Source organism: Streptomyces sp. NPDC086989 (assembly GCF_044745505.1).
In the GTDB taxonomy this organism is placed as follows: domain Bacteria; phylum Actinomycetota; class Actinomycetes; order Streptomycetales; family Streptomycetaceae; genus Streptomyces.
In genome coordinates, this window is record NZ_JBIVAL010000008.1 from 65,053 (window position 1) to 87,832 (window position 22,780).

Below are 22,780 nucleotides of genomic sequence, written 5' to 3' on the forward strand. Positions count from 1 at the left end.
TGCACGATCGGTGTCACCGGACTCGGGCGGGCTCGGCCGTGCAGCGCAGTCCCCACCAGCCCTGCGGCATGCGGCCTGCCGGTTCGGGGCCTGATGAGACTTCCTCGGCCGACTACGCCGTCCGGGTGGGCGAACGAACGGGCCGCAGTGCCCCGCCGCCCTGCCGTACGGTCGGCCCGCCCTGCCGTACGGCAGGCGGAACCGTGTGTCGAGCGTGACGAGTCGCTGCACATGGTGAGATTCCGCCACCTACGGGGTGACTCGTCCCATAGGGTGCACATCACATACGAACCCGGCTCGTAGGAGCGAACAGCAGACATCGCGCCGGATTCGCCGGAGTTCGCCGGAGATCGCCGCCGGGCCAATGCGAGGACCGGTAGTAGGAGCAGGCATTGTCAGCGGGTCCGGGGCGTCTGTAGAACTGGGTCAGTCGCCGGGCGGCACGGGTGCCCACCCCGCCGCCGACGAACCCCTCTCCTTCGCGTGAGTGGCTCACGCATGTCTTCGGCATGCGGCGACCGTCCTGGTTCCCTTCGGAAGGTCAGACCGTGTCGAATCCCGTCATCCGCCGCATCGCCGCCTCGAAGAAGACGCTCGCGGGCGCTGTGGTCGCCCTCGGTGTCGCCGGCTCCATGCTCGCCACGGTCCCCGCCCAGGCGGCCCCGACGAGCGCCAAGGCGATCGCCCAGCAGATGATCAAGGACCCGGCGCAGTTCGCGGCCTTCAACAACATCGTTTCCCGTGAGAGCGGCTGGAACCACACCGCCACCAACGCCTCCTCCGGCGCGTACGGCCTGGTCCAGGCCCTGCCCGGCTCGAAGATGGCCTCGGCCGGCGCCGACTGGAAGACCAACCCGGCCACCCAGATCAAGTGGGGCCTGGACTACATGAACTCCCGCTACGGCAGCCCCGTGGGCGCCTGGAACTTCTGGCAGGCCCACCACTGGTACTGAGCCACCAGCGGCAGCAGACACCCGAAGACGCCCGCCCGGGACCTCCCGGCCGGGCGTTTTGGCGTTCCGGGTCGCCCCGGCGTTGGGTCGCCCCGGCGTGCGCCGGAACGCAGGATGGTGCGGGTGATGACGGTTCTGCTGGTCGGAGTGCCGGACGGTGAGCAGCTGGAGCTGCTGCGCGCGGCCATCCAGCGCAATCCGCACTTCCGGGTCCTGTCGCATGCCCGCGAACCGGCGGTCGCCCTCGCCATGCCCGTCTCGTGCTGCCCGACATCACCGGGCTGCGCCGGGCGAGCTGTGACCCGGACGGGATGCCCTGACCGGCCCGGTGCTCGACCCCGTGCTCGACCCCGTGTTCCGGGCCGTGCGGCGAACCCGGTGGGACCTCGCTTGACCTTGACACGGTGACAAGCTCTTCACTCGTGGCCGAGGAGGTGGTCCCCATGGCCATGTCGGAACAGGTGTCACATGCGATGCGAGCCGTCGAGGGGCTGGAGGACGACAGTTCGCCGGTCCGGTTGCGGGCAGCTCTGGCGGTCGGCACGGCCCCCGACCCGGGCGCCATCGGCAAGCTGGTCGAGCGGTGCGCCGTCGAACCCGATTTCTACGTACGGGAAATGCTGACGTGGGCGCTGCTCCGCCACGCGCCGTCGCTGACGGTTCCGGCGCTGCTCGACGAGCTCCGCTCGGAGCGTGCGCAGGCACGTAGCCAGGCGCTGCACACACTGTCCAAGATCGGAGACCGGCGGGCGTGGCCGGCGATCACACCGGCGCTGCTGTCCGATGCCGACGACGAGGTGGCCCGGAGCGCGTGGCGGGCAGCGGTCGTGCTCGTGCCCGAAGGTGACAAGCACGCGTTGGCCGTGGTGCTGGCGGGACAGCTCGGGCGCGGCGAACGCGAGACGCAGCTGAGTCTCAGCCGGGCACTGATCGCGCTGGGGGAGGTGATCGTGCCGGTGTTGGGGGCGGCTACGGCGGATCCCGATCCGCGCGTATACACGCACGCGATCGCCACAGAGCGGCTGTGGCTCGACCCGGACGCCGGGTTCGAGTTCGCGACCGAGGAGGCGAAGCGCATCGTGGCCCTCGGCGGGGCCCGCTGAGACGTCGCAGCATTGCGGACCCAAACTGTCCGCAATGCTGCGTACAGTCGGTTCCGCCCGGGGCTCTCGGATTGGCGCCGGGGCGTTGGGCCCCCGAGAGTGCCCTTGACCGGCCTGCCCGGGACGTACGCACGCCCCCCGCCCCCCGCCGCACCCCCGCCGCGCCCCCGGGACGGCCTCTCCGTCCGGGCGGCGCGGCTCCGTCGAACCAGTGGAAGGACGGCAACGGGCGGCCCTGCGCCCCCGGCCCACACCATGAGCAATGCCCGACCGAAGATCACCGACCGGCAGCGGCGCGCCCGCGTCACCAGCAGCCACCTCCTGACACCGCAGGGCCGCGCAGACACGTCCGAGCAGGTCTGCGAAGCGCTCGTCGCGCTCCACGCCACGGATCCCGCCACGGTCTACCTGACCGTGGCCGCCCGTACGACCGATCCTGCCCCGGCGCAGCTGGAACGCGCCCTGTACGCGGAGCGGACCCTGGTGCGGATGCTGTGCATGCGCCGCACCATGTTCGTCGTCCCCCGCGACCTCGCGCCGGTCGTCGACGCCTCCACCGCACGGGCCGTCGCGGCCCGCGAGCGGAGGAACCTCCTCAAAGTCCTCGCCGAGCAGCACGGTCACGGCGACGCCTGGCTGGCCACCACCGAGGACGCCGTGCTGGCCGCCCTGGCGGGGCTCGGCGAGGCCACCGCCGCCCAGCTCGCAGCCGCCGTCCCCGCACTGCGGACCCAGATCACCGTCTCTCCGGGCAAGCCGTACGGCGCCACACCCCGCATCACCAGTCGTGTGCTGGGCGTGATGGCCGCCGAGAGCCGGATCCGGCGCGGACGCCCGCTGGGAACCTGGGCCTCCTCCCAGTTCCGCTGGACCGTGGCCGAACCCCACCCCGAAATGGCCGCCGAGGAAGCCAGGGTGGAGCTCGCGACCCACTACCTGCGCGCCTTCGGGCCCGTCACCACCGATGACATCAAGTGGTGGACCGGCTGGACCCTCACCGACACCCGCAAGGCCGTCGCCCGCACCGGAGCCGTCGAGGTCGACCTCTCCCACGGCCCCGGCCACGCCCTGCCCGACCACCTCGATGCGCCCCCCGAGACCGAACCCGCGGCCGTCCTGCTGCCCGCACTCGACCCCACCCCCATGGGCTGGAGACAGCGCGACTGGTACCTCGACCCCGCCCTCGTACCCGAGCTGTTCGACGCCTACGGCAACATCGGCCCCACCATCTGGTGGGACGGCCGCATCGTCGGCGGCTGGACCCAGCGCCCAGACGGCGAGATCGCGACCCACGCCCTGACACCCGCCGGCCGCACCTCCGCGGCCCGGGCGGCCACCGCCGCCGAAGCCGCCCGCATGGCCGCCTTCCTCGGCGACATCCGTATCCGCCCCAGCATGCGCACCCCTCTGGAGCGCCGCCTCTTCACCGGCTCGGCATGAGGGCGATCCGCCACCCGCACGGGTCCGAGGAGCGACGGCGATCGCCTTTGCGGGCTCCTCGCAGGTCACCGTCCCCAACCTGAACCGCGGAGACGGTCCAGGCCGTCCGCCGGGCCCTCGGCCGGGGGTGGCTCGCCCCACCCGTCGTGCTCGGGGTAGTCGCCTTGACGCACCTGGTCACTGCGTTCTGACCCGGGCGTGGGTGCGTGGGCCGGGCGGGTGGACCGGCCGGGGTGGCGTTCGCGCGTGCCGACCGCTGTCGGCGTCCCTGGGGTCCCATGGACTGCGGCCCGGCCCCGCTGCGTTCCCGGGCACCGCGCACCGTACACGTGCGCCGGCCGCCCCAGCGACCGGCGCAGGAGACGAGGACCGGAATGAAGGAACACGCACGCATCGACGTCCATCAGCACGTGATCCCGCCCGACCGCAGCCGCGCCATCGCCGACCGCGCCGCCGCCCTCGGCTGGCCGGTGCCCGCCTGGGACCGGCAGAGCGCGATCGCGATGATGGACCGCCGTTCGATCGCCACCGGCATCCTCTCGTACGCCGCTCCGCTCGGGGCTCCCGGCGACCACGAGGCGGCCCGGGCCACGGCCCGGGATGTGAACGAGTTCACCGCGGAGCTCGTGAAGGACCGGCCGGACCGGTTCGGCCATTTCGCCGTCCTCCCCCTGCCGGACGTCGAGGGGGCACTCGCCGAGGCCGCCCACGCCTTGGACGAGCTGGACGCGGACGGGGTGATGGTCCTGTCCAACGCCGACGGGCGCTACCTCGGGGACGCGGAGTTCGAGCCGCTCTGGGCCGAGCTGGACGCGCGCGAGGCCGTGGTCCTCGTCCACCCGACCGCGCCGCCCGGTGCGATGGTCCCGGGCCTGCCCAGCCCGCTGGTGGACTTCCCGTACGACACCGCCCGCACGGCCCTGCACCTGGCCGTCGCCGGTGTCCCGGGCAGATATCCCCGGCTCAAGATGATCCTTCCCCACGCGGGCGGCTTCCTGCCGTACGCCGCCCACCGCTTCGCGGCCGCCGCCCGGCTGCGTCCGGGCACCGATCCCGAGGACCTCATGGCCGAACTGCGCCGCTTCTACTTCGACACCGCATTCGGTGCGGGCCCCGCCTCGCTGCCCTCGCTCCTCGCGTTCGCCGAGCCCGGACACGTCCTGTACGGCAGCGACTTCCCCATGGTGCCCGAGGAATGGTGCAGCGGCTTCGACGACGGGCTGGTCGACTACCCGCACTGGGCGGACGGGCAGCTCCACTCGATCCACCGCGGCAACGCCGAGTCCCTCTTCCCCCGCCTCGTACGGGCCTGACCGTCGGACCGTCGGACCGTCGGCCCGGCGGACGTGCCGCGGGATCCATGCGCATCACCGAGCGGCTGCCGGCGGCCCCCGCCGGTCAACGGCCACGGATGACACCGGTCGGCATCACACCGATCGGCCCGTCGTCGTACACGTAGCGTTCGCCGGCGCAGTGCAGCAACGCCTCGTGCAGCCGTCCGATCTCCGCCCGGGCCAGACCCTCGTTGCGGAAGCGGATGGTGGTGACCGCCGCCCTCGGACCGGGGCCGGCCGGCCGGAAGCGTTCCCAGACGACGTTCTTCGTCGCCCCCGGCGCCAGTTCGCCGACCACGACGAACTCCTGCACCGGACCCCACCGCGCCGGCCGCAGGGTGACGCGGGCCAACTCCGCCCAGGTCGCGCTCCAGTCATGCCCTTCGCGCAAGAAGGAGAGCCCCTCACCCGTCACCCGTACGCAAGCCGCGTCGCCGCGCGCCATGGCCAGTCCTCCCAGGCTGAACAGCGCGAGCGCGACGATGCTCGCCAGTACGGCGGCGACGGGGTGGTCCACGAAGGAGAACACGGCCACCGCGAGCGGAACGGCCCCGGCGAGCACGGCCGCGTAGGCGACGCGCATGTGCCCCATCGAGTAGCGCACCTCGGCGTCCGCCACCGGCCTCCGCCCGACCGCCCTGCGGACGACGGGAACCGCAGGCGGCCTGGGTCCGCCCGGAGGCGGAGGCGGTGGCGGTGGCGGCGCAGGCGCAACCGGCAGGTCGGGTGGAGCCGCAGGAGGGCGCACCCCCGCACCGGCAACGGTCGCCGCGCCACCGCCGCTCAGTACGGACAGCAGCTCCTCCGCGGACGGCCTCGCGTCCGCCCGCTTCTCCAGGCATCCGCCCAGCACCGCCCGGAGACCCGCCGGCACCTGTTCCAGGTCCGGCGTCTCGTGCACGACCCGGTACAGCAGCTCCGCAGCGCTGCCCTCACCGAACGGCATGCGCCCCGTCGCCGCGAAGCACAGCACCGTACCGAGGGAGAAGACGTCGCTGGCCGTGCCGACACCGTCGCCCCGGGCCTGTTCGGGCGACATGAATCCGGCCGTCCCGATCGCGACGCCCGTCCGGGTGAGCACGGTCGCACCGTTCAGCGCCTTGGCGATCCCGAAGTCGATGAGCCGCGGACCGTTCTCCGTCAGCAGGATGTTCGCCGGCTTGAGGTCCCGGTGCACGAGTCCCGCCCGGTGGACGGAGTGCAACGCCTCGGCGATGCCCGCGCCCAGCCGCCACACCGCGTCCTCCGGCAACGGCCCGTGCTCCCGCACCCGTTGCGCAAGGTCGGGAGCCGGGATGTAGTCGCTGGCCACCCAGGGCGTCTCCGCCTCCGGATCCGCGTCGACCACGGTCGCCGTCCAGAACCCTCCCACCGCCTTCGCCGCCTCCACCTCGCGCCGGAACCGCGCCCGGAAGCCGGGGTCCGAGGCGATCTCCGGCCGTACGACCTTCACCGCCACCCGCCGCCCGCTGCGCGACTCCCCGAGATAGACCTGCCCCATGCCACCGGCGCCGAGCCGCGCCGTGATCCGGTACGGGCCGACGGCCGCCGGGTCACCGGCCTTCAGCTGCTCCACGATCCCCCCGAGTGCGATCGACCTACAGAAGAACCTAGAGCCGGGCCGCACCCGGTGTCAGCCCGTCAGCCCAACGGCTCCGGTTCGCCGGCGCACCCGGCCGCACCCGGCCGAGCCCGGCGGAGTCCCCGTACGTGTACGGCCGGGCCCGCGGGGGTGTGGACCACGAGGCGGGCGTCACCGTTCCCCGATCGGGCGATGTGTCGGGACGGAGCGATTCGTATTCGGCCGTGCGGCGTTACACGACCTGGAGCTTGATCACAGCCTTGGCGGCCGCCGGGGCGCGACACAGTCCGTGGCCGGTGCCGGCCACGGCCGAGGGAGCATGATGCCCGACCTCATCCGGACGTCCACCGGTCGCGGGAGGCTTGCGGCGCGCTGCCGCGACGTGTGCGAGGCACGCGTGTTCGCGCTGGGCGTCATGTCGGTGATCCTCCTCAACGCCGTGCTGCTGGGCGTCGAGACGTACAGCGGCCTGTCCGCGGAGTACGGCGTCCTCCTCGACTCCGCCGAACGGTTCTGCGTCACGGCGTTCAGTCTGGAGATGCTGATCCGCCTGGGCGCGTACGCCGACCGGCCGAAAGCTTTCTTCCGTGATCCGTGGAACGTCTTCGACCTGCTCGTGGTCTCCTCGGCCTTCGTCCCGTTCCTGCGGGAGAACACCACGTTGCTGCGGCTGCTGCGCCTGGCGCGGGTGCTGCGCACCGCGCAGTTCATGCCGCAGCTGCGGGTCCTGCTGGTCGCCGTCGGCCGCAGCCTGCCCGGGACGGTCAGCTTCCTGTTCGTGGGCGCCCTGATCCTGTACGTGTACGCGATGATCGGCTGGATCTGCTTCGCCGGACACGACCCGCAGCACTACGGCTCCCTCGGCCGGGCTGGGCTGACGCTGTTCCTGCTGATGACGCTGGAGGGCCTGGGCGATGCCGTCCATGCCGGACTGGCCGTCTCCCCGTTCAGCATCATCTACTACGCCTCCTACGTGCTCCTCGCCTCCTTCGTTCTGGTCAACGTGCTGATCGGTGTGGTCCTCAACGCCCTTGAGGAAGCGCGCGAGATGGAGGAGGAGGCGAAGCGCGCCGAACAGGCCGCCGACCGGCAGCCCGCAGGGCACGCGGTTCGGGTGCCATCAGCGGGCGCGGACGAGCTCCGCCTGCGCATCGCCGCGATGCGCAGCGCCCTCGACGACATGGAGCAGCAGCTCGACCCGCCGGGAGCGGTGTCGCAGAACCCGAACGGAGCCCCCTCACTGGCGGGTTCGTCGGCCGGCGCACGGTAGCCGGAACCCCGCCGCCGGGGGTGCCGGTCCCTCCCGCCTCCCCGACCCTGCGCTCGCGGACACGTGAACGGCGCCCGGCCGTGACGGTTAGAGTCGGCGGATGGAACTGCGGCAGCTGAGCTATTTCGTCACCGTCGCCGAGGAACTGCACTTCGGGCGGGCCGCCGATCGGCTGCACATCGTCCAGTCGGCGGTCAGCCAGCAAGTGCAGCGTCTGGAAAGGGAGTTGGGCGCCGCACTCTTCGACCGCTCGCCGCGTCACGTCCGGCTCACCGGTGCAGGAGAGCGGCTGCTGCCCGAGGCGCGGGCCGTGCTCGCCGCCGCCGAGCGGGCCAGGTCCGCCGTACGGGAACGGGCCGGCCTGCGCCTGGGCACCAGCACCGGCCTCGGTGAACACCTGGACCGGGTGCTGGGCGACGTGGCGGCCCTGGCCCCCGGCACCGCGGTCCAGCTGGTTTCGGCCCCGGCCCGCGAGCGCCTGGAGCAGGTCGCGGACGGCCGGCTCGACGCCGCTTTCGTACGCTCGCTGGAGCCCGCACCGGGCGTACGGATCCTGCGCCTGTGGGAGGACCCCCTGGTGGCGGCCCTCCCGGCGGCCCATCCGCTGGCCCGTGAACCGGAACTGGCCCTGGCCGACCTGGCCGGCCTGCAACTCTGTCTGACCGCCCGCCGCAACAACCCGGTCCTGGTCGACCTGGTCGTCGGAGCCTGCCACTCGGCCGGCTTCGAGCCGCTGCCGGGACCCGTCAGCGGCTCGCTGCAGGACACCCTGGCCACCATCGGCGCCGGCTCCACACCTCTGTGGACCGTGGTGTACGCGGCCCACGCCCGGGTGCTGCTCAGCCCCCGGATCGCCTTCCGTCCGTTCCGTGCCCCCGGCCTGGCCCTGCCCATCGGCCTGGCCGTCCGCAGCGGGCACCGGCCCGCTGTCGTCGACGTACTCCTGAAGGCACTCACCACACCCCCGACACCCCCGGCCGGCAGCGATCACGAAAGCTGATCGCTGCCGTCGCGGTCTGCTCCTTGGCCGGGCGATACGGATCCGATGGACTGGGGTCCGTCGGTGAGCGACCCGGAAGAGCCGGGGAGCCGCCGCTGGCAAGGGAGTCCGGTCATGCCCATCGTCACCGTCCAGCAGGGTCCGCGCGATGTCGAGCTCAAGCGTGAGCTCGTCAAGCGGGTCACGGACGCCTTCGTCGACGCGTACAAGATCCCGGCCGAGACCGTCCAGGTGTGGATCCACGAGGTCCCGGCCGACAGCTGGGGCGCGGCCGGCACGCTCATCGCCGACAAGTAGCCACCGCGCGAGCGGGGGTCTCGCACAGGCGCGGCCGGCACCGGGCGCACGGGTGCCGACCGGGCGGCCCCGGCCCCGGCCCCCGGGGAGCGACGGCGGGCCGTCGTCGCCGCCATCGGCCCGCCGTCGCCCAGCGGTCGCGGGCCGGCGGCGGCGAGGATGGCCGGCCCGGGTTGGTGTTGTTGCGGCAACATGGCGGTCGCGTGGCGGGCTCGTGGCGGTCGCGCGAGGTCCCGGACGGGGCCCTCGGCACTGCCTAGTATCCCCGGCAGGGCCTCCCCGCTCGTGCGTCGAGCCGCGACCCGGCGGTCCCTTCGCCCTCCGCCCTCCGCCCTCTCCAAGGACGCGTTCCGCCATGACCGTTTCCCGCGCCACCGGAGTCAGCGAGGCGCAGCCGCGCCTCGGCGAGCTGACCGTCGTCGACGTCCGCACTCCGGGTGAGTTCGCGACCGGCCACCTGCCGGACGCCCGCAACGTGCCCCTCGACCGGCTCGCTCGCAGCGTGCCGGAACTGCGGGAGGCCGCCGAGCGGAGGCCCCTGCTCATGGTGTGCGCCTCCGGGGGGCGTTCGGAGCGCGCCGTCACGGAACTCGCCGTCCACGGCATCGCCGCCTCCGGCCTGACCGGCGGCACCCGTGCCTGGGTGGCGGCCGGGCACCGGCTGGTGCATCCCGCCGGGCCCGTACGGGCCGTCTGGGCGATGGAACGGCAGGTCCGGTTCACCGCCGGCGCCACCGTGTTGCTCGGACTGCTCCTCGGGGTGTTCGTACACCCGGCCTTCCCCCTGCTGTCCGGGGCGATCGGTGCCGGACTCGTCTTCTCCGCGGTCACCGACACCTGCGGCCTGGCGGTACTGCTCGGCCGGCTGCCGTTCAACCGCCGAGGCCCCGCACGCTGATCGTGTTGGCGGGGTCCACGCGCCCCGCGCCGTGGGCCCCCCGCGGGGCGCCGATCATGGCGCTGCACCGCTCCCACACGGCACCACCCACCGAAGGCGGCGATCAGCACATGACCAGGCCTGAGAGTGCGGCATACGACTACGACGTGGTCATCAGCGGAGCCAGTCTCGCCGGCAGCGCCGCGGCGATCCTGCTCGCCCGACGCGGTGTCAGCGTCGCGCTTCTGGAGCGTCGCTCGGACCCCGGGGCGTACAAGGTCCTGTGCACCCACTCCATCACCGCCAACGCCTACCCCGTGCTGGACGAGCTCGGCCTCGTCCCGGCCCTCGAAGAGGCGGGAGCCGTCCGTAACGAGGCCCGCTGGTTCACCCGTTGGGGGTGGATCGAGCCGAGGGCCGCGGCGCAGGGCCCCGCGCTGCCGTACGCGTACAACATCCGGCGCAGCACCCTCGATCCGCTGATCAGGTCCCGTGGAGCGGCTGATGTTCTCGGCGGCGGCGCGCGATGAAGCGGCAGCCCGGCACATGTACCTGGTCGTGTCCCGTCTGATCGGTCCGCTGCGCTTCCTGAACCCCGTGGCACTGGCCAGGGCCTCGGTCGTCACCATGAAGCGTCGCGCGGCGGCCGCGCCGGCCGCGGAAGCGCCCCGCACGGAGTCGTGACCGGCTCTCACGCGGGCGTGGCGCCGTCCGCGGCCACGCGGAAGCCGATGGTGCCGCTGGAGCCGCGCATCGCGCGGCATCGAGCCCGATGCATGGAACCATTCGTCGAATGCCGAAACGATGAGGCACTCTGGACGCATGGACCAGACACCTGCCTCCGCGCCGACGGATGCACCTGCCCCTGCCGCACGGCTCGCCTCTCTCGCCGCCGCCCTGGCCGACGAGACCAGGGCCGCCATCTGCATGACCCTGTTGGAGGGGCGTGCCTGGACGGCGGGTGAGCTGGCCCGGATCACGGGCGTCGCCCCCTCCACCGTCAGCGGGCACCTGACCCGGCTCCTCGATGCGGGGATCTGTGTGACCGAGCGGCAGGGACGGCACAGCTACGTGCGCATCGCCGACGCCGCCACGGCCCGCTTGGTGGACGAACTGGCCTCCTACGCCGTGCCGGGCCGGGACGCCGCGCACGCCGTGCCGGTGGTGGCCGCGCCCGATCCGCTGGCGCGGGCCCGCACCTGCTACGACCACTTCGCGGGGCGGCTGGGCATGGCGGTGACGGACGCGATGGAACACCGGGGCCTGCTGCGCACGGAGGCCGTCTTCGCGCTGACCGGGGACGGGCTCGACTGGTGCCACCGGGCGGGCGTCGACGTGACGAGCGGGGGGCGCAGGCCGCTGGCGAGCTCGTGCCTGGACTGGACCGAGCGCCGCCGCCACCTGGGCGGCCTGGTCGGGGCGAGGCTGTGCGCCCGGGCGCTGGACGAGGGCTGGGTGGTACGCCCGGAGGGCGGCGGCCGGGGCCTGCTGGTGACGGGGGCGGGGGAGGAGGCCCTCGGTGAACTGCTGGGACTCACCCCGCAGGCATGGCGCTAGCGGACGGTCCCCGGGCCTCGCTGGCCGCTGGAAAGTTGCGGCAGAAATATTTCGGTGCTCGCCGAAGTGTTACGTGTAGAGTCGAGGCATGAAGACCCTCCCGCGTGCCCTTCCTCCCGGCCTCCTCACCGTCGGCGCCGTCTGCTGCTCGGTGTTCGCCTGGGCGTCCGCCTTCGTCTCCATCCGCAGTGCCGGAGCCGCCTACTCGCCCGGGGCGCTCGCCCTGGGCAGGCTGCTCGCCGCCTCGCTGGTCCTCGTGGTGCTGCTCCTGCTGCGCCGCGAGGGCCTGCCGCCGCGCGGCGCCCGGCGCGGCGTCCTGGTATCGGGAATCGTGTGGTTCGCCGGCTATACCGTCGCCCTGAACTGGGGGGAACGCCTCGTCGACGCCGGAACCGCCTCCCTGCTCGTGAACACCGGGCCGATCCTCATGGCACTCCTCGCCGCGCGCCTGCTCGGCGAGGCCCTGCCGCCGCGACTGCTGGCGGGCATGGCGGTCTCCTTCGCAGGCGCCGTGGTCGTCGGCCTGTCGATGTCGTCCGGCGGTGACGGCTCGACCTCGCTGCTCGGCGTGGCGCTGTGCCTGCTCGCCGCGGTGGCGTACGCGACGGGCGTCGTCGTGCAGAAGCCGGCGCTGTCGTTCGGGACGCCGCTGCAGATCACCGCGTACAGCTGCCTGGTCGGTGCCGTGGCCTGCCTGCCGTTCACCGGCCGGCTGGTGGCCGAGATACCGAGGGCCCCGCTCTCCGCGACCCTGAACATGGTCTACCTGGGCGTGGTCCCGACCGCCCTCGCCTTCACCACCTGGACGTACGCCCTCGCGCGCATGCCGGCCGGGAAGCTCGGTGCCACGACCTACGCCGTGCCGGCCATCGTCGTCCTGTTGAGCTGGATCCTCCTGGGTGAGGTGCCGGCCTGGCTGACCCTGCTGGGCGGCCTGCTGTGCCTGGCCGGGGTGGCCGTCTCCCGCTCCCGTCCGCGCGCCCGGCGCGACCCCGCGGTACGGGCGGACGGGGCCGCACCCGGAGCCCCGGCCACGCCAGGGCGCTAGGACGCGGCTCCGCCCTGTAGTGGGGCTGCGCCCTGTTGTGGGGCTGCGCCCTGTTACGGAAGTGGCGGGAGATGCAGTCGTGAGCTGGTGGGGAGGGTGGTGCGCAAGGGATTGCACAGCGTCGCGCACGTTGCGTAGTCATATGCTCGCGGTCTGCGACCATGGCGGTCGGCGGTCTTGATCTCGCGCTGACGGCGGGACGGGCCCGCCCTGTCTGCGAGCCTGTGAACTGCGCAAGGAGTGAGCTGATCATGTCTGCACCCGTCGTCGACGTCTGGGGCCCCGTCTCTCCCGGGGCCCGTTCTTCGCACCCGCCCGCGCCGGAACCGCACGACGAATGGAACCTCGCCGGCGGAACCGCCTGGGTCTACTACAGTCCGCTGAACCGCAGGCAGCTCATCAGGCCCGTCATCCTCTGCGACGGCTTCTCGGGCGGGTCGAGCAACCTCGACCAGCTGTGGCACGGGCTGGAGGAGAACGGGAACTACCGCTTCATCTCCGAATTCCACGCGGCGGGCCGAGACGTGATCATCCTCGGCCTCACGGACCGCACGGCGTCGATCACGGACAATGCCGACACCGCGATCGAATGCATCCGCCGGGCCGTCAGCGAGCGGGTGGGCCGGGCGAGGCTGGCCGTCGGCGGATTCAGCATGGGCGGACTGGTCACCCGGTACGCGCTGGCCAAGATGGAACAGGACCCCGCGCTCCCCGACCACGAGACGTCCCTCTACTTCTCGTACGACACCCCCCACCAGGGCGCGTGGTTCCCCATCGCCCTCCAGGCCTTCACGCACTACGCGACGGACAAGTGGGGAGACGCTCCCGCCATCGGGCCCGTCCTGCGCCAGTTCTCCGGGCTGCTCAACAGCCCCGCCGCGAAGCAGATGGCGCGGTGGCACATCGAGAAGGCCGTCGACACCCCCGAACAGGCCCCGGAGAGGGTGGAGTTCCTGATGAAGCTCGACGAGCTCGGGGGATGGCCGCGCAACATGCGCAAGATCGGTGTAGCCAACGGCGTGGACACCGGAACGGGCAACGGCGTCAAGCCCGACGCCACCGCCGTGAGGTGTGACGGCGAAACGCTCGTCGACACGTGGCTGAAGACCCAGGCCCAGGGCGACCAGATGGTCGCCAGGCTGCAGAAGGCGGGCGAAGAGCCGACCCTGGTGCGCACCAGCGGGCTGCCCGACGTCGACGGCGCTCCCGGAGGCCTGTTCACCATGCCGTCCCCCGCCGGCGACCCGGGCAGCTACGGCCTGGCCGGTCTCCTCATGACGCTTCTCGGCAACACCGTGGACCCCGAGTTCATCGTCACGTCCTGCTTCATCCCCAGCGTCAGCGCCGTCGCGGCGGCGGAGATCGACGACCCGAAGGCGCTCTACCGTCCGATCGCACCGGAGCACAGCGCATTTGACGCCTTCGTGTGCGCGGGCCGCAACGAGGGACACACGACCATGACCGAAGAACTCGGCGCGTGGATCGTGAACGAGACCGTCGCGGCGGAATGACCGCCGGGGTGGGCGGGCCGCACCGGCGTGCCCGCCCACCCGGGCCCCCGCCGGACCGAGGACCCCGGCCCGGTCGCCCCTGGGCCTCCTCGCTACGGGTCCCGAGGAGGGTGGTCACTCCCCGGCCGGGACCGGACGGCGGCCCGGCGGGGTCAGCGCGTGGCTGGCGATCACCGCGGCCTGGACGCGCCGTTCCACGCCGAGTTTGACGAAGAGCCGCGAGATGATGTTCTTGACCGTCTTCTCCGCGAGGTACAGCCGCTGGCCGATCTCCCGATTGGTGAGGCCTTCGCTGACCATGAGCAGGATCTCCTTCTCCCGGTCGGTGAAGCCGGGCAGGCCGGGGGCCCTGTTCTCCTTGGGCGCGTCGCCGCGCATGCGGGCCATTAGCCGCGTGGTGGCCCCGGGGTCGAGCATCGACTGGCCGGCGGCGACCGTACGTACGGCGGTCACCAGGTCGGTGCCGGTGATCTGCTTCAGGACGTAGCCGGAGGCCCCCGCCATCACGGCGTCCAGGAGGGCATCCTCGTCGTCGAACGACGTGAGCATCAGGCATGCCAGTCCGGGCATCCGCGAGCGCAGTTCACGGCAGACGCTCACCCCGTCACCGTCCTGGAGCCGGACGTCCAGGATGGCGACCCGGGGACGCAGCGCGGGGATGCGGACCAGTGCCTGTTGCGCCGTGCCCGCCTCGCCCACCACGGTCAGGTCGGGTTCGGCGTCCAGCAGGTCGTGCACACCACGGCGGACGACTTCGTGGTCGTCGAGCAGGAAGATGCTGATGGGCTCCGTCGCGGGGGAGGGGGTACCGCTGCCGTTCATGACGCAACTCCTTCGCATGGGTCCGTCCCACGGACGCACGAACACCCGCATCCTGCCTGCCGTCCGGCCCTGCGGACAGGGCCGATCGGCCCCTGTCGCCGAGGCCGCACCGCACCGCAGGTACCGGTCGGGCCCCGGAGAGGGACCTTCGGCCCTGTCCGCAGGGCCTGCCGGGCCTTCCCGGGCACCCGCGGCGAACGATGGACTGAGGGCGCACGGGGATCGGCGCGACTCCATGGAGCCGCACGCAGCGCGGAGGACACCATGACGACCGCCTTGATCGACCTGAAGACCGTGGCCCGGGACGACCGCGGTCTGAGAATCTCCCTGGCCGGAGAGCTCGACTTCTACACGGCGCAGCACGTGGGTCCGCGACTGCGAGAGCTCGCCGGAGCGGGCCACCGGAACCTGATCGTCGATCTGCGCGGCCTGTCCTTCTGCGACAGCGCGGGCATCGACCTCTTCGTCCGTCTGGACCGCCGTTGCCGTGAGAGCGGGACACGCCTGATGCTGCGTGACGTGCCGCCCCTGGTGTTCAAGTCCATGCGGGTGCTCACCGCCGACCAGCACCTGGAATTCGTCGTCTCGTGATCGCGGAGCTGTCCGGATCCGGCCCTCCGAAGGGGACCGTTCGGCCCTGGATCCGCCGCCGGCTCACGAGGGAGGCTGGGAGATCGGAAGCCGCGAGGGCGGATCGGGGCCGGACGAAGGTGCACACGATGGATCATGAAGCCGAACGGCGACCCGCCGGCCGGGCGGGAGCCGCGACGGCCGCCCGCCACATGCGGGAACTGGACAGGGCGGAGGCCCTGAGACTCCTTGCGACGGTGTCACTGGGACGCATCGTCTTCACGCAGCACGCGCTGCCCGCCGTCCGGCCGGTGAACCATGTCGTCGACGGGGAGGACATCGTCATCCGGATCCACGAGGGCGGGGCCCTGGCCTCTCTGGCGGCGGCACCGGCCGACGCTCCCGGTGTGGTGGTGGCCTACGAAGCGGACGTCATCGATCCCGACACGCACCTCGGCTGGAGCGTCGTCGTCACCGGCTATGCGAGCCCGGTGACGGACGCCGACGATGCCGACCGGTATGCGGACCTGGTGCACCCGTGGGTGGCGCAGGCGATGACCGGCGCCCTGCGGATCCGCCCGGACCTCGTCACCGGATTCCGCCTGGAGGCGGAGCCACCGCGCCCCGCGCCACCGCGACCCGCGCCGGCGGCGTGCTGACGACTGCGGTCCTCGTCAGGGCTGTTCCTCAGCTGCCGTTCGGCAGCGGCGCCCGCCACACGAGCCTGCTGCCCCCCTCCTGCGGCCTCTCGACGGTGAACGACCCACCGAGGCCCTGAGCCCGCTCGTCGAGGTTGCGCAGACCGCTTCGGCGCCCCCGGGGCGCAATGCCCGTGCCGTTGTCCGAAACGGTCAGCACAATCTCGCCGTCGGCCGCCCTGAGTCCCACGCCCACCCGGGTGGCCTGCGCGTGACGGGCGGCGTTGCTGAGGAGCTCGCCCAGTGCGGCCATCACGTGGTCGGCGATCTGGGCGGGTACGTCGGTGTCGAGCAGTCCCTCCATGCTGAGGCGCGGGGGATGACCGAGGGTGGTGGCCGCGTCGCCGACGGCGCGGGCGGCCCGTGCTCGCAGGCCGGGTGCGCTCTCGCGGTCCCTGGTGCGCAGCCCGAAGATCGTCGACCGGATGATCTTGATGGTTTCGTCCAGGTCGTCGACCGCCCGGCCGACCCGTTCGGCAGCTCCTTCGTGCTCCACGAGGCGGGCGGCGCTCTGCAAGGTCATGCCGGTGGCGAAGAGCCGCTGGATCGCCAGGTCGTGCAGGTCCCGGGCGATCCGGTCACGCTCCTCCAGCAGCGCTATCTGCTCCGCGTCCCGCCGCCGCTCCGCGAGCTCCAGGGCGAGCGCCGCCTGGCCCGCGAAGGCGACGAGGGGCTCCAGCTCGCCCTCGCCGAACACGGGGCCGCCCGCCGGGCGCGCGAGCAGCAGTACGCCCCGGCTGTCCCCGCCCGCGGTGCCCAACGGGACGGCCACGGCAGGCCCCAGCCCGTTGCCCTCCCGGACCTGGGCCTCGGCAGGGTAGCGCTCGTCCTTGGGGGCCAGAACGGCCGTCACGGGCCGGCCGGCCCGGTGCGCGGTCCCCGAGAGCGTACCGGTGAACGGGACGACCAGGCCCTGCCGCGCGGACCGGTCCGCCCCGGCGGCGAACTCCACGACCAGGCCGTCGACACCGGCCACGGGCATGGCGATGTCCGCGAGCCGCGCAGCGGTGATCTCCCGGGCGCGGCGGGTGATGAGCTCCAGCACCGCCGGGCGCGAACTGCCGGACAGCAGGCTCTCGGTGATCTCCGCGTTCGCCCTGAGCCACCGCTGCTGGAGCTGCGCCCCCTCGTAGAGCCGCGCGTTGTCGATCGCCACGCCCGCCGCCACCGACAGGGTGGAGATCACGGTCTCGTCCTCGGTGTCGAAGTCGACTCCGCCCCGCTTGTCGGTCAGGTAGAGGTTGCCGAACACCTCGTCGCGGACCCGGATCGGCACGCCCAGGAACGTGCGCATGGGCGGGTGGTGCGCCGGAAAACCGTAGGAGGAGGAATGGGTGCCGAGGTCGGTGAGGCGCAACGGCTCCGGGTGGTGGATGACCTCGCCGAGCAGGCCGTGGCCCGCCGGCAGCGGACCGATCTCGGCGATCTCCTCATCGGTGAGCCCGACGGTCAGGAACTGGACCAGGGTGCGGCCGTCGGGGCCGATCACGCCCAGTGCTCCGTATTCGGCGTCCACCAGCAGCGCGGCCGCCTCCACGATGCGCCGCAGCACCTGGGCGAGATCCAGCTCCCGCCCCACCGACACCACGGCCTCCAGCAGGCTGTGAACCCGGTCGCGGGTGCCGCGCACGGCGTCGATGCGCACCTGGAGTTCGTCCAGCAGCTCGTCCAGCCGCATCCTCGGCACCTGCGTCAACGGATCCCCCACACCCACGCGCTTCCCCTCCGCCCCCAGGCCGTACGCCCCGACCCGCGACCAGCGTATCGACACGCTGGGGCCCGACGGACGTCGTTGCGCGCGGAAGCCGGACGTGACTGACTTGATCGAAGCGCTGGGCGACGACGGGGAGGAGAGGCCATGGGACTCGGCAAGGCGGCCTACGAGAAGGAACTGCTGCGGCTCCAGACGGAGCTGATCAAACTCCAGGAATGGGTACGGGCGGAGGGTGCCCGACTGGTCGTCGTCTTCGAGGGCCGCGACGCGGCGGGCAAAGGAGGCACGATCAAGCGGGTCGCGGAGCACCTCAACCCGCGAGTGGCCCGCATCGCCGCCCTTCCGAAGCCTACGGAACGGGAGCGCACCCAGTGGTACTTCCAGCGCTACGTGGAGCACCTGCCCGCCGCGGGCGAGATCGTGCTCTTCGACCGCAGCTGGTACAACCGCGCGGGAGTGGAGCACGTCATGGGCTTCTGCACGCCCGCCGAGCACCAGCTGTTCCTGCGTCAGTGCCCCGTCTTCGAACGCATGCTGGTCGAGGACGGGATCCTGCTCCGCAAATACTGGTTCTCGGTCAGCGACGCCGTACAGGAGGAACGCTTCCGCCGCCGTACGCAGGATCCGCTACGGCAGTGGAAGCTCTCCCCGATGGACCTGGAGTCCCTCACCCGGTGGGAGGCGTACTCGCGGGCCAAGGACCAGATGCTCGTGCACACCGACACGACGGACTCGCCCTGGTACGTGGTCGAGAGCGACGACAAACGCAGTGCGAGGCTCAACATGATCGCCCACCTGCTGTCCTCGGTCCCGTACGAGGACGTTCCCCTGCCCTCGTTCGACCTTCCGCCGCGTCCCCCGTCGACGGGATACGTGCGCCCGCCCAAGGACCTCCAGAACGCCGTACCGGACTACGCGGCTAAGCTCCGGAAGCCCTGACGGGGCGGCGGCCCCGGTGGCCGGAAGCCGTCTGCCGCGGAGGCCGGGGGTGCGGGCGAGGCCGTCGCGGATTGGTGTATAACCGGGTTATGTCAGGTGGAGAGAGTGCGCATCAGCCCCCCGAGGTGCTGACCGAGAAGCAGGCCGAGCGGATCCTGGCCGGCATGAACGAGGTCATCCGCGCGGGCGAGGAGATGCGGAGGCTGCGCGCCGAAATGATCAAACTTCTTGCGGGCTTCGGCTGGACGCAGGAACGCATCGCGCACGTCACCGACATGAGTCAGCCCGCCGTGTCCAAACAGATGGCGAAGCACCGGACCGATGCCGCGACCGATGCTGCGGAGCAGCCCGTGGGGCTCTCCCTCGGTCAGCCCGACGCCCCCTGGCTGGAGGGGCGGCTCTGGGGCCTCGCCGAGGAGATCTCCGAGACCGTTCCCGGAACCGCCTGCTGCACCGGCTTCGTCGACGCGCTCGCCCGGGGGAGGAAGCGCCTCACCCCTCAGAACGTCGACGAGCTGCGCCGTCTCGTCGAAGAGGATCTGAGGCTGCACCGGAGCGAGCTCCCCGCCGCCCACCGGGCCGCGTACGACGCGATCAGTCGCGGACTCGACCTTCCCTCTCAAGTCGCCACCACCGCTTCCGCATCGGTACGCCGCTCGATCGCCCGTCAGATCCAGCGGGACGTACTGAGCGCAGGCGCGTAAGACGACCTCGGGACCCGGGGACCCGGGGACCCGGGGACCCGGCGGAAGGGCCACCGGGCGAAGCCCTTCCCCAGTGCCGTGAGGTCCGCCCCGAACGTGGCGTCGCCACGCGCGCCCACCCCCCGTCACCTCCGGCGTCGGCCGGCTCGTCGACGCCCTGGCGGCCGTGGTCCGAGCCGTAGCGGGCGGGTCACTGCCGGAACTGACGCCGGTACGCCGAGGGGCTGACGCCCATCGTCTCCCCGAAGTGGTGACGGAAGCCCGCGACGGTCAGGCCGACGCGGCCGGCCACAGCGTCGATCGGATCCTCCGAGGTCTCCAGCAGTGCGGCGCCGGCCCGGATCCGCTGGTGCGTGATCCAGCGTCCCGGCGGCAGTCCGGTCGCATCGGCGAACCGGCGCTCGAACTGCCGTACCGACAGGTGTGCGACCGCGGCCAGTTCACCCGAGGTCAGACGCAGGTGAAGCCGGTCCAGCGCGTACTGCACGGCGACGCCGATCGGGCCGTCGGACGGCGATTCGGCCACCGGGTGCTCGGCGAACTGGGCCTGGCCGCCCTCGCGGTGCGAGGCCACCACCATGCGGCGGGCCACGCGCGCGGCAATCGCGGCGCCGTGGTCCTTGCGGATGACGTGCAGGCAGGCGTCGATGCCGGCCGCGGTTCCGGCGGCGGTGATGACGGATCCACTGTCGACGTAGAGCACCGACGCGTTGACCGTCACCTGCGGATGGCGCTCCTGGAGCAGGCGGGCGTGGCGCCAGTGGGTGGCCGCCTCCTTGCCGTCGAGCAGGCCCGCGGCGGCCACCGCGAACGCCCCGGTGCAGATGGAAAGCACTCGCGCCCCTCGTGCGTGCGCTGCCCGCAGCGCGTCCAGGACGGCCGGGGAGACGTCGTGCCGTACGTCCGCCACCCCCGGTACGACGACGGTGTCGGCGTACCGGAGGCGTTCGATGCCGTGGTGCACCACGATGTCGAAGCCGCCCACGACCCGGTGCGGACCGGGAGTCTCGGCGCACAGCTCGAACCGGTACCACCACTCCACGTCCAGCTCCGGCCGGGACACCGCGAACACCTCGGCGACCGTGGCGAGCTCGAACGGGGCCATCCCGTCGAAGGCGAGGCAGGCGATCCGGTGGTGGCGCATGACGGAATCCTAGCGGTGCACGCCGTTCACGACACTGGCACGTGATGGCCGCGCGGACCGAAGCTTGCGGCATGAAACCTGCCACCACCGCTCCGCTCACCTTCGGGATGCTCGTCTTCGACGAGGTCGAGGTACTCGACATGGGAGGCCCCTTCGAGGTCTTCAGCACCGCCGGCCGGCTGGCCCGGACCGCCGCCGACGAGCCGCTGCTGCGTGTTCTGACCGTCGCGGCGACCGACCGACCGGTCCGCGCCCGCGGCGGGCTGAAGGTCGTCGCGGATCACACCCTCGACGAGGACCCGCCCTTCGACGTGCTGGTGATCCCCGGCGGCGTCACCACGGCGGTCGAGGCCGACGCGCGCGTCATCGACTGGTTGGCCCGTCGCCGGAAGACCTCCTCGCTGACGTTCAGCATCTGCACCGGGGCCTTCCTGCTGGCCGCGACCGGGGCTCTGAACGGCCGTCCGGCCACGACCCACTGGGAGGACCAGGGCGAACTGGCCGAACGCTGGCCGGACGTCCGGGTGCGCACGGATGTCCGGTGGGTCGACGACGGCGACATCGTCACCTCGGCGGGGATCAGCGCGGGCATCGACGCCAGCCTGCACATCGTGGGCCGGCTCTTCGGTGAGCAGCTCGCCCGGCGTACCGCCCTCCAGATGGAATACGACTGGACGAACCCCGACCACACCGGCTGATCACAGGCCGCAGCAGGCTCCCTCCGCCCTGCCCGAGGCGCGGGGCCGTCAGACGGCCGGGGCGGGCAGCCGGTCGGCGACTGCCGACGCGATGGGCAGGCCGGCCCCGTACTTGGACCGACGGCGCCGTCGGGCTGGGGTGGGGCCGCGTTCACCGGGCCGTGCTCACCCGGGCGATGCGCACCGCCGGGGAAGCGTCACGGTTCCGGGTCGGTGCTCGAAGGTGTCCATGACCAGCCACTCGTCCAGTTCGGGGTCGTAGAGGTTTTGGTGAACCAGATCGGGTACTGCGGGCCCCCCGCGATCATCTGGCTGTCGCCGTCCCTGCCCGCCCAGGTGAACGGCACCGTGATGTCCAGGTCTCGGACGATCCACGTGCCCTTGCCGCGGAAGTCGCGGGGGAGGCGGGGCGGAGGCGGCGTCGGGGACCCTCGCAGCCGCGCGGCCGGGGTCCCGGACGACGGCGCGGGCGGGGACGAACACGGCGATGCTGGGACACCGTCCCCGGAATTGCGGATTCCGAAACCGCGGCGCCGGGTCACGGGCCGAAGGCGCCGCCTTCGCCCCTGACCGTCCTCACCGCCCCCGTCGCGGCGCTCCTCCAGACCTGCCGGGCGGCTTCGAGCCCGAGGGTGAGGGTGTGGCCGGCCGCCCCGGCCGCCGCTCTATCTCCAATCTGCGTTGTTCCTAGAATGGCCGGGTGAAGGACATCGATGTGATCGCGGTGTTGCAGGATCCGGTGCGGCACCGTCTGTACGAGTACGTGGCGGCGCAGGGCCGCGAGGTCGGCCGCAACGAGGCCGCCGAAGCGGTGGGGGTGGCGCGCACGCTCGCCGCGCACCACCTGGACAAGCTGGCCGAGGCCGGACTGCTGGAGAGCGGCAGCCGTCGCCTGACGGGCCGCTCGGGACCGGGGGCGGGCCGCCCCGCCAAGGTGTACACGCGGGCGCGGGCCGAGCGGTCGGTCTCGCTGCCCGCACGCGACTACCGCACCGCCGCCGAGCTGCTTGCCGAGGCCGCCGAGCAGGCCGGGCTGGATGCCGAGCTCTGCGCTGCCGGGCGCCGTCGGGGTGAGGCCCTGCGGGGACCGGCCGCGCCCTGCGCCGGCCTCGAAGAGGCCATGGAGGTGCTGGCCGCGCGCGGCTATGAACCGTATCTGGCGTACGCCGAAGCAGCCGCACCCGTCGTCCGCATGCGCAACTGCCCCTTCCACGCGGTCGCGGAGGGCTTCCCGCCGCTCGTCTGCGGCATGAACCTCGCGTTGCTGGAGGGGCTGCTCGGCGCCGACGGTCCCGTCCGGGCGCGCATGGACGCCCGGCCGGGGGAGTGCTGCGTGGTGGTCGAGGAGCAGCTTTCTAAAAACAATATCCATTGACATAGAAATCAGGGTCGTGGGGGGGGGGGGGGGTGGGGGGCCCCCCCCCCCCCCCCCCCCCCGCCCCCCCCCCCCCCCCCCCCCAAGGCCCCCCCCCCCCCCCCCCCCCCCCCCCCCCCCCCCCCCCCCCCCCCCCCCCCCCGT

23 protein-coding genes are annotated in these 22,780 nt (G+C 72.6%); 19 read left to right on the forward strand and 4 right to left on the reverse strand.

Features of this window, described 5'->3' with window-relative positions:
• Positions 1 to 509: 509 nt before the first annotated feature.
• From ACIPK4_RS20500 to ACIPK4_RS20515, 4 genes are all read left to right on the forward strand, one after another.
• The gene (locus ACIPK4_RS20500) at positions 510 to 953 is read left to right on the forward strand and encodes a transglycosylase SLT domain-containing protein (RefSeq protein ID WP_376200767.1); all 444 of its coding nucleotides are present in this window, start codon (positions 510 to 512) and stop codon (positions 951 to 953) included.
• A 443-nt stretch (positions 954 to 1,396) separates the two neighbouring features.
• The gene (locus tag ACIPK4_RS20505; RefSeq protein WP_402315183.1) at positions 1,397 to 2,056 is read left to right on the forward strand and encodes a HEAT repeat domain-containing protein; all 660 of its coding nucleotides are present in this window, start codon (positions 1,397 to 1,399) and stop codon (positions 2,054 to 2,056) included.
• Positions 2,057 to 2,311: 255 nt separating this feature from the next.
• Positions 2,312 to 3,496 (forward strand): winged helix DNA-binding domain-containing protein, encoded by a 1,185-nt coding sequence (locus ACIPK4_RS20510; protein ID WP_402314545.1) that lies wholly within the window; start codon positions 2,312 to 2,314, stop codon positions 3,494 to 3,496.
• Between the two features lie 374 nt (positions 3,497 to 3,870).
• A complete protein-coding gene (locus ACIPK4_RS20515) occupies positions 3,871 to 4,809 on the forward strand; it encodes an amidohydrolase family protein (RefSeq protein ID WP_402314547.1) in 939 nt (312 codons plus the stop codon).
• A gap of 85 nt (positions 4,810 to 4,894) precedes the next feature.
• Here ACIPK4_RS20515 and ACIPK4_RS20520 read toward each other — a convergent pair whose 3' ends face one another.
• Complete coding sequence (locus ACIPK4_RS20520) at positions 4,895 to 6,406, reverse strand: serine/threonine-protein kinase (RefSeq protein ID WP_402314549.1); 1,512 nt, start codon at positions 6,404 to 6,406, stop codon at positions 4,895 to 4,897.
• A 328-nt stretch (positions 6,407 to 6,734) separates the two neighbouring features.
• On the opposite strand from ACIPK4_RS20520, the gene ACIPK4_RS20525 reads away from it, so the two are divergent.
• From ACIPK4_RS20525 to ACIPK4_RS20565, 9 genes are all read left to right on the forward strand, one after another.
• Positions 6,735 to 7,682 carry an ion transporter gene (locus ACIPK4_RS20525; RefSeq protein ID WP_402314551.1) on the forward strand — a complete coding sequence of 316 codons (948 nt, stop codon included), beginning with the start codon at positions 6,735 to 6,737 and terminating at the stop codon, positions 7,680 to 7,682.
• 100 nt (positions 7,683 to 7,782) lie between these two features.
• Positions 7,783 to 8,682, forward strand: coding sequence for a LysR substrate-binding domain-containing protein (locus ACIPK4_RS20530; RefSeq protein WP_402314553.1), 900 nt, complete (start codon positions 7,783 to 7,785; stop codon positions 8,680 to 8,682).
• A gap of 114 nt (positions 8,683 to 8,796) precedes the next feature.
• Positions 8,797 to 8,979: a 4-oxalocrotonate tautomerase DmpI gene (dmpI, locus tag ACIPK4_RS20535; RefSeq protein WP_054224821.1), complete on the forward strand. Its 183-nt coding sequence runs from the start codon at positions 8,797 to 8,799 to the stop codon at positions 8,977 to 8,979.
• A gap of 355 nt (positions 8,980 to 9,334) precedes the next feature.
• Positions 9,335 to 9,877: a rhodanese-like domain-containing protein gene (locus ACIPK4_RS20540; RefSeq protein ID WP_402314555.1), complete on the forward strand. Its 543-nt coding sequence runs from the start codon at positions 9,335 to 9,337 to the stop codon at positions 9,875 to 9,877.
• 110 nt (positions 9,878 to 9,987) lie between these two features.
• The gene (locus tag ACIPK4_RS20545; protein WP_402314557.1) at positions 9,988 to 10,386 is read left to right on the forward strand and encodes an FAD-dependent monooxygenase; all 399 of its coding nucleotides are present in this window, start codon (positions 9,988 to 9,990) and stop codon (positions 10,384 to 10,386) included.
• Entirely contained in the window at positions 10,361 to 10,540 is a 180-nt protein-coding gene (locus ACIPK4_RS20550; protein WP_402314559.1) for a hypothetical protein, read from the forward strand. Before ACIPK4_RS20545 ends, ACIPK4_RS20550 begins: the two co-directional genes overlap by 26 nt.
• Before the next feature lie 138 nt (positions 10,541 to 10,678).
• Positions 10,679 to 11,413, forward strand: coding sequence for an ArsR/SmtB family transcription factor (locus ACIPK4_RS20555; protein ID WP_402314561.1), 735 nt, complete (start codon positions 10,679 to 10,681; stop codon positions 11,411 to 11,413).
• Between the two features lie 88 nt (positions 11,414 to 11,501).
• Positions 11,502 to 12,461, forward strand: coding sequence for a DMT family transporter (locus ACIPK4_RS20560; RefSeq protein ID WP_402314563.1), 960 nt, complete (start codon positions 11,502 to 11,504; stop codon positions 12,459 to 12,461).
• A 251-nt stretch (positions 12,462 to 12,712) separates the two neighbouring features.
• Entirely contained in the window at positions 12,713 to 13,972 is a 1,260-nt protein-coding gene (locus ACIPK4_RS20565) for an esterase/lipase family protein (protein ID WP_402314565.1), read from the forward strand.
• 114 nt (positions 13,973 to 14,086) lie between these two features.
• Here ACIPK4_RS20565 and ACIPK4_RS20570 read toward each other — a convergent pair whose 3' ends face one another.
• Positions 14,087 to 14,794: a response regulator gene (locus tag ACIPK4_RS20570; protein WP_402314567.1), complete on the reverse strand. Its 708-nt coding sequence runs from the start codon at positions 14,792 to 14,794 to the stop codon at positions 14,087 to 14,089.
• 264 nt (positions 14,795 to 15,058) lie between these two features.
• Here ACIPK4_RS20570 and ACIPK4_RS20575 point away from each other — a divergent pair, with 264 nt between their 5' ends.
• Together ACIPK4_RS20575 and ACIPK4_RS20580 are read left to right on the forward strand one after the other, a co-directional pair.
• The gene (locus ACIPK4_RS20575) at positions 15,059 to 15,385 is read left to right on the forward strand and encodes an STAS domain-containing protein (RefSeq protein ID WP_402314569.1); all 327 of its coding nucleotides are present in this window, start codon (positions 15,059 to 15,061) and stop codon (positions 15,383 to 15,385) included.
• Positions 15,386 to 15,513: 128 nt separating this feature from the next.
• Positions 15,514 to 16,023 carry a pyridoxamine 5'-phosphate oxidase family protein gene (locus tag ACIPK4_RS20580; protein ID WP_402314571.1) on the forward strand — a complete coding sequence of 170 codons (510 nt, stop codon included), beginning with the start codon at positions 15,514 to 15,516 and terminating at the stop codon, positions 16,021 to 16,023.
• A gap of 28 nt (positions 16,024 to 16,051) precedes the next feature.
• On the opposite strand, the gene ACIPK4_RS20585 is transcribed toward ACIPK4_RS20580, so the two are convergent.
• Complete coding sequence (locus ACIPK4_RS20585) at positions 16,052 to 17,740, reverse strand: GAF domain-containing protein (RefSeq protein ID WP_402314574.1); 1,689 nt, start codon at positions 17,738 to 17,740, stop codon at positions 16,052 to 16,054.
• 180 nt (positions 17,741 to 17,920) lie between these two features.
• Between ACIPK4_RS20585 and ppk2 the strand changes: the two genes are divergently transcribed.
• Positions 17,921 to 18,715 carry a polyphosphate kinase 2 gene (gene ppk2 / locus ACIPK4_RS20590; RefSeq protein ID WP_054224812.1) on the forward strand — a complete coding sequence of 265 codons (795 nt, stop codon included), beginning with the start codon at positions 17,921 to 17,923 and terminating at the stop codon, positions 18,713 to 18,715.
• An 89-nt stretch (positions 18,716 to 18,804) separates the two neighbouring features.
• A complete protein-coding gene (locus tag ACIPK4_RS20595) occupies positions 18,805 to 19,419 on the forward strand; it encodes a sigma-70 family RNA polymerase sigma factor (protein ID WP_402314577.1) in 615 nt (204 codons plus the stop codon).
• Positions 19,420 to 19,609: 190 nt separating this feature from the next.
• Here the strand turns inward: ACIPK4_RS20595 and ACIPK4_RS20600 are convergent, their stop codons facing one another.
• Positions 19,610 to 20,563, reverse strand: coding sequence for a helix-turn-helix domain-containing protein (locus ACIPK4_RS20600; protein WP_402314580.1), 954 nt, complete (start codon positions 20,561 to 20,563; stop codon positions 19,610 to 19,612).
• A 71-nt stretch (positions 20,564 to 20,634) separates the two neighbouring features.
• Between ACIPK4_RS20600 and ACIPK4_RS20605 the strand changes: the two genes are divergently transcribed.
• On the forward strand, positions 20,635 to 21,261 hold the full coding sequence (locus tag ACIPK4_RS20605) for a DJ-1/PfpI family protein (RefSeq protein ID WP_402314582.1): 627 nt from the start codon (positions 20,635 to 20,637) through the stop codon (positions 21,259 to 21,261).
• Between the two features lie 700 nt (positions 21,262 to 21,961).
• Positions 21,962 to 22,636, forward strand: a complete 675-nt coding sequence (locus ACIPK4_RS20610; protein WP_402314584.1) for a helix-turn-helix transcriptional regulator — start codon at positions 21,962 to 21,964, stop codon at positions 22,634 to 22,636.
• Positions 22,637 to 22,780: the final 144 nt, after the last annotated feature.